Raw genomic sequence first — 12,353 nt, forward strand, 5'->3', positions numbered from 1 at the left:
CTGCGCTCAGCGCGGCTGCCGCGTTGGTCAGGTCAACGGAAACCGGGGTGGTACCGGCAGCAGCGGCCACCGTGGTGATGGCGGAGCTGGTGCTCAGGGCGTTCTTGGCGACCGTGAAGCCGGTCATGCCCAGGGTCTTCGAGCTGATTTCCTGCAGGCTGATCGAGATGGTCTGGCCGTCTTGCGCGCCAACCTGCACGTTCAGCGGGGTAGCTGCCGACGACAGCACCTTGACCCCGTTGAAGTCGGTCTGTTGCGAGGTACGGTCGATTTCGGCCAGGCGCTGGGTGATTTCGTCCTGGATCGATTTCAGGTCGCTTCCCGAGTTGCTGCCCGTGGCGGCTTGCACGGCCAGGGTACGGATGGCCTGCAGGTTGTTGTTGACTTCGTTCAGCGCGCCTTCCGTGGTCTGCGCCAGCGAGATGCCATCGTTAGCGTTGCGCTGAGCCTGGCTCAGGCCGTTGATGTTGGCGGTGAAGCGGTTGGCGATGGCCTGGCCGGCTGCGTCGTCCTTGGCGCTGTTGATACGCAGGCCCGAGGACAGGCGCTGGATCGCCGTGTTCAGCGACGATTGCGACGAGCTCAGGTTGTTCTGAGTCATCAGGGACAGCGTATTGGTATTGATGGTCATTGACATGGTGAAACTCCTATTTTCTTACTAGGTTTTTGAACACGGAAGTATTCGAAACGTTAGCGACTCGTCTTGCCGCACGAACAATGCCAACGCTTCCCAGGTTATCGGAGTGATCAAACTTAAATTTATAGCCAGATTCCAAAAAAATTCTTGAATCTGATGAACCAGGCCAATCAAATTACGAATCTCCGTGACCACCTATATCGATTGAATTATCGATTTACTTTAACGTTACGCAGTAACGGATGCCAGCCTTGACTGATGCGTCTCCCTGCCTACAAACTAGAAGCAGTGAAGCTAGATTTCCATTGGTATTGGCGTCACTAAACATCGACTTCACCCCCCTCTACCAAGAGGGGGGCTTTTTATGCCGGAATGCTGCCGCAGCAGGTGCCCGATGGAACGGGGCCGTGTTGAAATGGCATGGTGAAGCCGACAGGAATCCGGAGATCGCAAAGGTCCTCCTGCAGCAGCCCAAGCGCGCCATCCTCGCGCCGCCCGGTACCAAAGGCGCCACCGGGAACGATACGCGCCAGCGCGCATCCAGCCAACTTCGCAGTGTCAGGGATTTCCGGGATGCGTTGCCGGCCCGGCGCAAGCCCGCACTTCGTGCCCGCGCCCGGCATCGCTATCGCACGGCGGCAGGACACCGTCCATGCCCGCCTTGGCACGGGAAAACCGGCGTGTTTCCGAGGGCAGCTCGCCGAATGCATCGCGATACGCCTTGGCAAACAAGCCGAGGTGAGTAAAACGCCAGCGCGCCGCCACTTCGGCAATCGTCGCATTGCCGGCACGGATGAGTTCGTCGCGCGCGCCTTCCAGTCGGACCTGCTTCAAGTACGCCATGGGCGTCACGCCCCTGAACGATGCAAATCCGGTTTGCAGCGTGCGCACGCTGGCATGTGCCGCGCTGGCGATCTCCTCGACGCAGATGCTCTCCTGCGCATGGTCATGGATGAACTCGATGGCCGACCTGATATGGCGCGGCAATGGTCCCGGCGCCTTGCATTGCACCCGCTCGGTGTAGTTGTGCCGGAACATCTCGAGGAATACCGCCACGGCAACGTCGCGTACGCTCCCGGCGGTGGCCATCGCCATCGACGGCAGCACGCCGGCACCGGGGAGAGAACGCATGAACCGCATCACCGAAAGCGCCATCATGGCCCCCTCGGAAGTCGGCGATGCATCCGCCCCGAACACCACCGGGTACGCCACCGGCGCACCCAGCAAGGACGAGAGCCGCCTCCTCACATCGTGCCCGCCGATCGTCAGCAATTCGTAGCTGCCTGCATGCCATTGTCCGTTGCCAATGTCTTCCGGATTCAGGATGGCACAGGAAGGGGCCCGCCAGATTCGTTCCGATCGCCCGGTTCCGGCCCGGATCTCTCCCTCGTGAAGCATGACGAAGACGTACCCGTCTATCTTGTCCTCGGAACGAAATGCGGCGCCCGTGACGGTCCGGATCTGATGCGTCGCCGCGCCGCCGACCACGATCGAATCAATGCTGACGTCGATGCGCCCGCCGGCCCCAGGTCCGACGGCAACATTGCCGCAGACCGGCCGCAGCAGTTCGGCGAGCACGGCGGGATTGGTTACCGTAGCCCTTTGAGCATGCATCGCGGAATCTCGATCATGCAGAGAAGCACCAAGCTGCGGGGCTGCATTGCGTGCACTGTGACAGCCATCCTTGCTCGCCCGGTTCATCATCTATTTCACGAAAAAAATATCATTGAGACGCAGTTACTTTTTCGCGAGATCCTGCTTTTCATGCAATCCGGTCGATACTCCCGGCAGGGCAGCATTGATGGCTGTCAACGGCAGTTTCAACACTGGACACCATCATGCCACTCTCAAATTCCGAAAGACAAAGGAAGTACCGTATCTCGCGAATAGGCCCGGGAGGGGAATATGAGAGGCTAAGCTGCCTCCTGCCGATCCCGGCCAAGAGGGACCTGGAGAGAATCTCCGGGTACATGGGACTCTCTTTTTCGGAAACGGTCCGTTGCCTGGTTTCGCAGAAAAAAGATGAATTGCTTGAAAAAATGGATGGGATAGAGAAAGAAAAATTCTATCAATGCATCGGACCCGGAACCGGTCAGCCATAGTACATAGCGTTCCCTTGCCAGCATGGTTTCAATGCCATCGGCAAGGTTGAGGCGCACATTCATCCCCGGCGATACGAGAGCACTCTCGAAAGCCAGGGTCTGGCGAGCCAGAAAGGCAGCCGGCGCGCCGATGCAACACCGGCCCGGTTACCGCCCGCCTCTCTTCGCGGCAGGACGGCATGCTGGCTCTCGGCACGGCCGATCCGCCGGGGCTTTCGCCCGCTTCCGGCGGCTGGTTGGCAAAGGGCCCGCGGCACGGTTGGCTGCCCCGCAAAGCGAGGCGAGACATAGAGCCCGAAGCCCTGAAAGAAGCCCCTGCCATGGAGGCCATACGGCCGCTGGAGGCCGGTCGCTGGTGCTTTCACGTTGAACTTCCCTGTCGCACAAGACGGCGTAACCGGTCTCCGGCCTTGCCACCGTATTTCCTTATCCGTGACTTGCGGTCCGCCGGTCCCTGACCCGGGTGCGGCATGGCGGCTACAAGCCCGGCTGTAGCCGGGTAGACTCTGGCTCAGCCTGTAACATTCTGTAATGTTTAGTAATGCATTGTAATATGAGAGTGACAAAACATCTACATATGGGAGTGATTGTATCGATTTTGTGACATTACGTGACTAAACACCCGCATTAAGGGCGACATAATTTCGCCGCTCGAACTGCCGAGCGGCTCGGTGCCGATAGCCTGCGTGCGCTGGGCAAAGTCGGGCTGGCGGATCACCTTGACCATCCCGGCATTGAGCCGGTTGACGATCTTCTTCGGCGTGGCGGCGGGCGCCGGTACACGCCAAACCAGCTGCCGATATCGAACCCTTTCAGCCCCGCTTGCCTACGGCGTGTGGCGGCTGATTTCGGTTGCCTTTGCGCGCTTCGGGCGAGTGCGCGGCAGAGACTTGCCGACGCGGAGCGCCGCAGGCATCTTCTTGTCGATGCCCCTTTCAGCCCGGCACCGGATGCAGTGCCGCGCTCTCGACCTCCGCCAGCCACAAGACCAGTTGCCACCAGTCCGCCGCAACGCTTGCGCCCGGCCCGCCGCCGAGCCCGGCAAGGGCGGCTTCCATGCGCTGCGCGGTCCCTTCCAGCCCGGCACGCGCCAGCGCGGCGGATAGTTCGCGAGCTCGCTCGGCCGCCGTCGGACGCTGGTTGCGCAAACCCTCGCGCAGCCATTGCGCCAGCAACGCCAGCGCGTTGCCGGCCAGCGCCGCATGGGGAGCCGGAGGCGGCGCGATGCCAGCCGGTAGTGTCGTGGCGTTGGCGGCTTGCGCCGCCAGCACCACGGCCCGAGCCTGCGTCATCACGGCCAGCGGCTCCATTTCCAGTGCGCCGCCGAGCACGCGCACGGTACCCGCCACGCGCAGCACAGGATCGCCGCCCGCCTCGGCGGACCGCAACAGCCCTGCCAGCGCATCCACCGCACCCGGCATGCCGCTGCTGTGGCGGCAACGCAAAAGGCAGCACTGGCCTTCGGCGTCCATCAGATTGGCGTGCAGGGTCTGCGCCGCGGCGTCCCAGCCCCAGTGCGCGACGTCCGCCACCGACAGCACGTGCAGGTGCTGGATGGCCTGGCGCGGCAACAGGCAGGACGGCGCGGCTTGCGCCAGGTGGCGGCGCAACGACGCCACCGTGGCGAAGGCCAGCGGCGGCCGCAGGTCGTTCCAGGCCTGCGGCGACAGCGGCAGCACATTGGTCTGGCGCGTGCCGCTGCCGATCTCCAGCAAACCGTTGGCGCGACGCCGCGCCGCACGCGTGACCACCTGGCTGGCGGCCAGCTTGCCCAGCGGGTTGCCCACGATGCGCCGCTGCGCGAGCGGCACCGCAGGCGCGGCAGCCTCCGCCTTGGGCCAGCTGCGCTCCAGCGCGACCACGCCCATGGTGTCGGGATCCGCGAAGGCGATGGCGGCCCCGCAGGCGGCGCCGGGATGGCCGCCGTCGGCCCACATCGCCGCGCCCAGGGAAACCAGCTTCAGGTGGTCGAGCGTAACTTCGCCCTTGATGCCGAGGCCGAGGATCTGCCGCGCGGGCAACAACGGCTGGGGCTGGCGCGCGGTGCCGGTGCCGTCGGCCACGTCGGCCGCCCATAGCGCGGCGGCCAGCCGGCCTTGCAGGCCCGCCAGCGCATCGAGCAGCCGGCGCGGATCGTAGCGGGCGCTGCGGCTGTCCTGGTCGCGCAGCTGCGCCGCCAGCGCGTCGACGTCGGCGCTGACCCAGGCCGCGCCGAGATCGGCGGCCAGGCTGCGCACCAGCCCCAGGCGCGGGGCCAGCGCCAGCGGCGCCTGGGCGGAGCCCTCGGCCCATAGTTGTCCGGCCAGCGCATCCACCGCTGCGGCCAGGGCACGCAATACCTGCGCATCGGCCAGGCGTGCGGCGGCGTCTATGCCGTCCGGCTCCGGCGGCACGATCTCCACCGTGGCATCGGTCTGGCCGGGCTGGCGCGCAGCCGCCGCGCGGAACGCCCAGACCGCCAGCGCCACGTGGGCGCAGCCGCCGCCCTCCTGGCAATCGCAGCGGGCATGGCCAAGGCTGTGGCGCGAGAAAAACCGCACCGTGCACATCGGCAGATGGGCGGTGGGCGCTGGCGCCTGCGCGCGCCAGCCGGCCAGCTTCGCCACCGGCCGTGCGCGGGCCAGCTCCACGGCCTGGCGCAGGGTGGCCGGACGCAGCGCCGCCTGCAGCGCCGCATCGTCGAAGTCCGCCGGCGACCATGGGCCGCCTGCCGGCGTCCCGGCCTCGGCAACGGTGTCGCTGCTCGGGGCCGGCTGGCGGTCCGCGTTGCCACCCGGGCTGTCGCTGGTGCTTTCGTCCAGGCCGGCGCGCGCGCCCTCGCCCGCAACGGCGGCGGTATCGTGCGCCGGCTGAGCGGCACCGGCGCCATCGCGACAAGACTGCTGGTAGGCCAGCACCAGCAGGATGCGGTGGCGGCACAGGCCCGAGGCGATACAGCTGCAGGCCGCATCGCGCAGCGAGCGGCCCGCGGCAAGGCTGGTCCGGGTGCCATCGGCATAGGTGGCGTGCAAGGTGCCGTCGGCATCCTGCGCGAGCGCGGGGGCCTTGCCTTCAGCCATCTCCTTCTGCGCGCGCTTGACGAAGCCGGCGTTGGCCAGCGCCACCAGCGCCTCGGGCGTCAATTCAAGCAGGTCGGCGCGATCCGCCTTCATGACGCGCCCCTCGATACGTTCTTCGACATGTTCTTTCCTGCGCACGCCCGCGGCGTCGTCTTCATGCGGCCAGCCCCCCGGGCACCTGCCCGCCCGCCTTGCCGGCCACCTTCTCGGCCAGCCAGGCCGCCAGCTCGCCGGGCGTCATCGCCGCCACGTGAGCGCCTTCGCGCACCAGGCGCGCCGCCAGCGCGCGGTTGTACACCGGCTCGGCGCGCGCATCCAGCGCCGCCAGTCCAAGCACGGTCGCGCCCGCGCCGACCAGCGCCTTGACCGGCGCACCAGTTCGTACTCGCTGCCGCCCTCGTAAAAGTCGCTGATCAGCACCACGATGCTGCGCGACGGGGACGATATCTGCCCCTGGGCATAGGCCACGGCACGCGCGATATCGGTGCCGCCGCCGAGCTGCACGCGCATCAGCAGCTCCACCGGGTCGGCCACGTCGGCGGTAAGATCCACCACCGCGGTATCGAACGCCACCAGCCGCGTGCGCATGCCCGGCAGGTGCCACAGGCAGGCGGCCATCACCGCGGCATGGATCACCGAATCCACCATCGAGCCGCTCTGGTCGACCAGCAGGATGATGTCCCATTTCTCGGCGTGGCTGCGCACGCGGCTGAAGAAGGCCGGCGCCTCGACGAACAGCTTGCCGCGCTGCGGATCCCAGCGGTGCAGGTTCTCGCGCAGCGTGCGGCGAAAATCGAAATTGCGGGCGATGCGCACGCGCGAGCGGCGGCGGCGGTCGCGCGTGCCGGAGAAGGCCTGGCGCACTTCGGTGGCGAGCTTCTCCATGATGCGCCGCACTACCTCCGCCACCAGCTTGCGCGCCGCGGCCAGCACCTCGGGATTCATCAGGTGCTTGGTGTGCAGCACCGCGCGCAGCAGCGCCGCGGACGGCTCGATGCGCTCCAGTACTTCGAGGTTGGTCACCACTTCGTCGATGCCGTAGCGCTCCACCGCATCCTGCTCCAGCCGCTCGATCACCTCGCGCGGGAACAGGCGGTGAATCTCGTTGATCCAGTCCGGCGTGTTCAATTGCGACGCGCCGCCGCCGCCGCGGCGCTCGCCGCGCTGTGCAAGCTCCGGGTCGCGGCCGTAGAGCCAGTCGAGCGCGGCATCGGCCGCGGCGGCATCGGCATCGAGTTCGCCCAGCGCGGGCTGGGCAGCCTCGCCCAGCAGCAGGCGCCAGCGTTGCAGGGGATCGGGCAGGTGCAGGCTCATGGCGCGGCGGATTCCGGATTGAGATCGGCAGGCGTACCGACAGGCACGCCCCAGTAACGCAGGCGTGCCGCCACGGCAGCCTCCAACAGGCGCGCGGCGGCGAGGTCCACCGCGTCGTGCGCGCCCAGCGGCGCGGTGAGCGCCCGCTCGCCGTAGGCTTCGGCGCCGCGCAATGCCAGCACCTGGCGCGCCAGCGCGCCGCGCTCGGCCGGCGGCAGCCAGGCAAAGGCCATGCGCATGGCTGGCAGCGCCTGCACGAAGGCCTCGTCGTCAAGCTGTTGCAAGAGGCCATCGAGCCCGCCGACAAATACGCCAGCGTGGGCCAGCACATCGCGCGCCAGCGCCAGCAGGCCGGCCAGCGCATCGCCGATGCTGGCCGGCGGCAAACCCGCCAACAGGCGCAGCGCGCCGTTGCTGCTGTCGCCGGCGGCATCCTGCAAAGCCGCCTCGCCATGCGCCGGCTCATCCAGGCTGGCCAGGGCGCCCAGCGCCGCGCCACGGCTAGCGGGCGCGGCCTGCGGATCGCGCGCCTTGCGCCGCCAGACGGCCAGGGCGCGCTGCGGATCGAGCAGGGGCGGCTGGCCCGCAGCCTGCCCGTGCCCGGGGCTCTCGTCGAACGCGCCGTTGCGCGCATCGCGCACCACGTCGCGCACCGCGCGGAAGGTCATCAGATGCGCCTGCTGCTCGGCGGATGCCACCTGCCCCGGCAAGTCGAGCAGCCACAGCGCCCGCTCCACCGCTGCCGCCACCGCCGTGCGCAACACCGGCGCACCGGCCATGCCGAGCATCTGGCCGTGGCGAAGCAAGGCATGGAGCAGCGCCAGCGCCTCGCCCAGTTCCTCGAAGCGCGAAGCCGCGGCCACCGCCTCGCCCAGCTCTGCGAGCGAGGCGGCGCCGGCTTCCGGCAGCCCGGCGAAGGCCGCATCGTTAAGCAGCACCGCCAGCGCCGCCAGCTTGCCGGCTGCGCCGCGCAGGCCCTCTTCCAGCCGGGTGCGGGCGGCATCGTGCAGCGTGGCGCCATAGGCGCCGGCCTCGATCAGCGCGGCGCGCTGCTCCAGCGAACCGAGCAGGCGCCAGTGCTCCTCGCGCTCGCCGGATAGTGCTAGCGGCGCGCCCCGCTCGCGGCTGACGCCGGGCAGCGCCAGGATGCGCAGCCGGTGCAGCACGCGGCTGCGCTGGCGGTCGGCAGCTTGCAGCAGGTCCAGCCTGAGCTGCAGCGGACGGCCTGGCTCCAGCACGATGCCATGCGCCGCCAGCTCGGCCTCGACGGACGCCACCAGCGGCGGCTGCGGCGTGCCGGCGGCGAGCAGGCCCACCTGGTCGCCGGCCAGCACGTCCATCAGCTCGACCAGCACCGGATCGGTTCCGCGTAGCAGCGGGCCGCGATAGGTCCAGGGCAGCGGCGCGTCGAGCGCGTCCTTGATCAGGGTGGCGGCGCTGGCGTCCAGCCAGTCGCAGCGCAAGGGCTGCGCATGCCCGCGCAGCAGCGCCAGGCCGTGGGCATGGCTATGCAGCGCCTTCAGATCGGCGGTGGACGCGGGCAGTTTCTTCTCGCGCAGGCGATGCAGGGTCTGAGCCAGCGCCAGCTTGCCGGCCTCGGCGCTGCCGTGCCGCCACACCCATGACTGGTACATCGGCGAAGGCATGCCCGAGGCATAGCCAGCGAAGGCGTCGAGACGCTTGCTGGTGTAGGGCACCAGGTAGCTGCCGCAGCGCACCGGCAGCGCGTCCTCCGCTGCCGCCTCGTCCGCCGCATCCTCCGCATCCACCTCCGGCATCGGCACCGCGGGCGGTTCGCCACCCGCCGCATCGGCGTGCCCGCGCCACAGCGCCCGCAGTGCCGGCGCGTGGTAGCCGCCGCACACCACCAGCACCGGCGCGCCCCGGGCCTGGCCCATGGCCCAGGCGATCCAGCGCGCCATCATGGTCTCGCGCTCGGCGTTGGCGACCGAGCCGGGGTCGTCGCCGCGCAGCTGGCTGAAGTGCGTATCCAGCGCTTCGGCCAATGCCGGCAGCGGCATCCCGCCCTCGAACAGGTGCTCCCACAGCGCATCCCGGCCATCGATGGCGAGTGCCTCGCACAGTGCCGCCTCGTAGGCGGCGGCGCGCTCGGCATGGTGATGGTCGTCCGCGTCGGCATAGCGGTTGCTGAGATCGGACAGCGCGTCGTGCCAGGCCGGCAGGTCGATAAAGCAAGCCTGCGCACCGGCCTTCGCGGCGCCCTGCAGCGCCACCCATTCCGGCGAGTACTCGCAGAACGGTGTCCACGAGCCACGCTGCGCGCGCGGCGCGGACAAATAGCTGAAGATCGCCACCGGCAGCCGGTGCGGCAGGCGCAGCTCGTCCAGCCGCCCGTTGAAATCCGCCGGCCCTTCGATCAGCACGAAGCGGGGCCGCAGCGCCTCGATGCGCTCGGCCACCAGCCGCGCGCAGGCGGGGCTGTGGTGGCGCACGCCGATCACGTACGGCTCGGCATGCGGCGGCGCCGGCAGCATGGTGTCCGGCGCTGTCATCGGCTTGGGCATGCGTGCGGCATCAAGGCAGCCGGTCGCGCGCGGCGAAGTAGGCCTGCCAGTGCGTGCCGGCCCGCCGCGACACTTTCTGCTCGAAATAGCGGCGCAGCTTGGCACGGTCGTCGGCGTTGTCCTTGACCACGGTGCCGCCGATGCAGTCGACCAGGTCGGCGGGGCTGCCGTCGCGCTGCTCCAGGAACCAGGCGCGCACGCCCACCGCGTGCGCCACGTTGACGGCCTCGGCGGTGGACATGACCGCGCTCATGCGCTCGGTGCCGCCCTCGGCCTCGCCGCCGCGGCGCGGCTGCGTGCCCTGCCCGCGCAGGTCGCGGAAGGTGGTGACCAGCAGCTCCAGCACCGGCTCCGGCACCCGCCGGGGAATGCCGCTGCGGGCCAGCAGCTGCGCCGAGGCTTCCTCCACCAGCGCCAGTTCGCGCTGGAAATCCAGGATCGGGAATACCGTCTCGAAATCGAAGCGGCGCTTGAGCGCGGCGCTCATCTCGTTGACGCCGCGGTCGCGCGTGTTGGCGGTGGCGATGATGTTGAAGCCTTCGCGGGCGTAGAGCATGCCGGCCTCGCCTCCCAGCTCCGGCACCGCCATCACCCGGTCCGACAGCATCGCCAGCAGGCAATCCTGCACCTCCAGCGGGGTGCGGGTGATCTCCTCGAAGCGCACGATGCGGCCCTGCTGCATGCCCACGTAGAGCGGCGCCGGCACCAGCGCGCGCTGGCTCGGGCCTTCGTTGATCAGCAGCGCGTAGTTCCAGCCGTATTTGATCTGGTCCTCGGTGACGGAGGCTCCCCCCTGGATGGTCAGCGTGGAGGTGCCGCTGACCGCCGCCGCCAGCAGCTCCGACAGCAAGGACTTGGCGGTGCCGGGCTCGCCCACCAGCATCAGCCCGCGCCCGGTGGCAAGCGTGACCAGGGCCCGCTCGATCATGGCAGCGGGCGCCACCAGCTTGGCGGCGATGTCCTGCCCTGCGTCGCCCAGAATGAAGCGCCGCGCGGCGGTCAGCGACAGCGCCCAGCCGGGCGGGCGCGGGGTGTCGTCGGCCGCGGCCAGGCGCGCGAGTTCATCGGCGTAGAGCAGTTCGGCGGGCGGCCGCTGGAGCGCGGGGCCGGTCTTGTCAACCATGGTGGTCTTCCGTTGATGCGAGCAGCGAGACTCGGGAGGTGGGACGGTATGGGCTCATGCGCGCAGGCTCTCCATATCGCGGATCAGCTCGCTGGCGGCGATCGGGTCGAGCCCGGCAAACTTCTTGCCGCCGCCGTTGGCGATGCCCCAGCCGTGCCCGTCGACGCCGTACTGCAGGCCTTGCAGGGTCTGCTCGGGATACTCTTCGGGCATGCCCACGATCATGCCGGGATCGAAGGTCAGTTCGATCACCCGGCTGCCGTCAACCTGCTTGGTGTAGTACCAGATGCCACCGCCGTCCTGCGCGGCGCCGCGGCGCCAGCCGCGATTGGCCAGGCCGAACAGCTTGCCGGTGGGGATCACCACGCCCTTCCAGCGCTCCAGAACGACGGCCTGCTGCTCGGCCTCGGTCAGCGCATAGGTATCGCGCCCGATCTGCGGGAACGGCTGCAGCAGCTCGTAGTCGGCGAACAGCTGGCCGAAGGCTGCCGCATCGGCAGCCGGCAGCTCCAGCGCATGGGGAATGCCCACGCGGATATCATCGCCTTCCGGCAGGGCGCAGCCATCGTCCCCGGCCGTGGTGTAGCTGCCATCCTCGGCCACGCGGAAGCAGGCCAGCAGTTCGCCGCCGCTGTTGCCGCCATCCGTCACGCGGTACACGCCCCAGGCCAGCCGCTGCACCAGATGGCGCACCAGCGGATGCTGCGCCAGGAAGGGCTCGAACACCGCGGCGCTCCAACGCCGGCGCGCGCACATGGCCAGCTCCAGCCGCAGCACCTGCTGGCTGGCGATGGTGCGGGCGTCTTTCTTGAGCGCCTTGAAGCGATCCACCGCTTCCTTGGAGAGCGCGGCATCGTCGGTCTTCTTGGGCTTGGGCAGGTCGGCCAGCCGCGCGCCGTCGGCATCGCGCACGAACGGCTTGAGCGCCTCGTCGAAGCCAACCCGGAACTGGCGCGGCCCGAAATCGAGCAACAGCGTGCCATGCTCGTCCAGTCCCAGGTCGGGGGCGAGACGGTCTTCCAGCTCTTCCAGCGTAAGCCCGCGCGCCTCGGCGATCTCGTCGATCTTCTCGCGGGCGCGATCCTGCAGGCCCTTGAACTTGATCTTCTGCGCAATGCCGTTGAGGTGCATCAGCGCGACGTCGCTGCCCACCATGGCCAGCACATCGAGCCCGGCCACGGCGCGCGCATGCGCGGCCTCGCCGGGCCAGGCGCGGAGATACGGGGTGAGGCGGCGCGCGGTATCGTCGTTGCCGAGCACGCCCAGCGCGCTCAGGGCCCAGTTCTCCTTGGCGGGCGCGTTGACCAGCAGCCAGGCCGCGAAATTGTCCCAGGCAAAGTCCGCCAGCGACTCTGGCGTGCAGGCGGTCTTGACCATGTCCAGGCCGGGATAGCGGCCTTCGGCAGCAGGGAAGGCCAGCATGGTGCCCAGGTGCTGCAAGGCCGCGTCGGGCAGCGGCTTGCCAGCCCCGGGGCCGGCCGCCAGCACCGGGCGGCGGAAGCTGCCGGGCTGGAAGAAATCAGGCAGCTTGGGCAGCCTGGCAGGGAAGCGCTGCAACGGGTCCTCGTCCAGCACCGCACGCACGGCGGCAGC

At 68.8% G+C, this 12,353-nt stretch carries 7 protein-coding genes and 1 pseudogene; all 8 read right to left on the reverse strand.

Annotated elements, in window-relative coordinates; translation table 11 throughout:
- Nucleotides 1–637, reverse strand: a pseudogene (locus P3W85_RS19985) (flagellin FliC); the annotation flags it as partial.
- A gap of 558 nt (nt 638–1,195) precedes the next feature.
- Nucleotides 1,196–2,215: a helix-turn-helix transcriptional regulator gene (locus P3W85_RS19990; protein ID WP_276266080.1), complete on the reverse strand. Its 1,020-nt coding sequence runs from the start codon at nt 2,213–2,215 to the stop codon at nt 1,196–1,198.
- 335 nt (nt 2,216–2,550) lie between these two features.
- On the reverse strand, nt 2,551–2,796 hold the full coding sequence (locus tag P3W85_RS19995; RefSeq protein ID WP_276266081.1) for a hypothetical protein: 246 nt from the start codon (nt 2,794–2,796) through the stop codon (nt 2,551–2,553).
- Between the two features lie 878 nt (nt 2,797–3,674).
- Nucleotides 3,675–5,891 (reverse strand): SWIM zinc finger family protein, encoded by a 2,217-nt coding sequence (locus tag P3W85_RS20005; protein WP_276266083.1) that lies wholly within the window; start codon nt 5,889–5,891, stop codon nt 3,675–3,677.
- Between the two features lie 144 nt (nt 5,892–6,035).
- On the reverse strand, nt 6,036–7,112 hold the full coding sequence (locus P3W85_RS20010) for a VWA domain-containing protein (protein ID WP_276266084.1): 1,077 nt from the start codon (nt 7,110–7,112) through the stop codon (nt 6,036–6,038).
- Nucleotides 7,109–9,637 (reverse strand): DUF5682 family protein, encoded by a 2,529-nt coding sequence (locus P3W85_RS20015; protein ID WP_276266085.1) that lies wholly within the window; start codon nt 9,635–9,637, stop codon nt 7,109–7,111. Before P3W85_RS20015 ends, P3W85_RS20010 begins: the two co-directional genes overlap by 4 nt.
- Before the next feature lie 10 nt (nt 9,638–9,647).
- Nucleotides 9,648–10,760, reverse strand: coding sequence for an ATP-binding protein (locus tag P3W85_RS20020; protein ID WP_276266086.1), 1,113 nt, complete (start codon nt 10,758–10,760; stop codon nt 9,648–9,650).
- Nucleotides 10,761–10,814: 54 nt separating this feature from the next.
- Nucleotides 10,815–12,353, reverse strand: a 1,539-nt coding sequence (locus P3W85_RS20025; protein WP_276266087.1) for a DUF4132 domain-containing protein, incomplete at its 5' end; no start/stop codon positions are given.

The sequence above is a fragment of the Cupriavidus basilensis genome (genome assembly GCF_029335485.1).
Lineage (GTDB): Bacteria > Pseudomonadota > Gammaproteobacteria > Burkholderiales > Burkholderiaceae > Cupriavidus > Cupriavidus basilensis_E.